This is a genomic window from Kitasatospora sp. MY 5-36 (assembly GCF_001182915.1).
Taxonomy (GTDB): Bacteria; Actinomycetota; Actinomycetes; order Streptomycetales; family Streptomycetaceae; genus Kitasatospora.
Map to the genome: position 1 here is coordinate 1 of NZ_LFVW01001406.1, position 608 is coordinate 608.

Sequence of the window (608 nt, forward strand, 5' to 3'; positions counted from 1 at the left end):
CCGGACGGCGCGCTCCCCGCCCGCTCGGCGGTGCCGGCCCCGGACGGCCCCGTGCCCCGCACGCCCCGCACGCCCCGCTCCCGCCAGGCCTCCCGGGCCTGCCGTCGGGCCTCCTGAGCCGGCTTCAGCAGCCGGTTGGCGGCCCGCTCGATCAGGACGAGCGAGACGACGGTCGCCACCACCGCCGCGATGCCGGCCCAACTCCCCATCCCGCCCTCGAACACCACGACCCGGTCGGCCACCGACGGCGGCGTCTCCAGCACCGTCATCGGCGGTCCGAGCCGCAGGTAGCCGATGGCGAGGGCTCCGGCGCCGGTGAGCAGCGCCGTGCCGATGCCCACCCGGGCGGGGAAGAAGGCGATCACGGCGGCCGCGACGAGCCCCGCGCCGAGCTGTCCGGCCACCTGCCGGGCCGCGTGTTCGCCGGCGTTCCGCAGGGGGCCGCCGAAGGCGCCGGCAGGCGAGAGGTCGAGCTTCTCCCCCGCCTCGACCGGGTAGCGGAGCACCGCCCCCGCCCACAGCAGCAGCCCGAAGGCGAGGAGCAGCAGCAGGACCGCCCCGGCCCGGCGCGGCAGCGCGGTGCGGGCGTGCGGCCACCAGGCCGCCAG

The 608-nt window shown here is 79.1% G+C and carries 1 protein-coding gene; it reads right to left on the reverse strand.

Features of this window, described 5'->3' with window-relative positions:
• On the reverse strand, nucleotides 1-608 hold a 608-nt coding region (locus AE652_RS42685; protein ID WP_049661747.1), incomplete at both ends, for a hypothetical protein.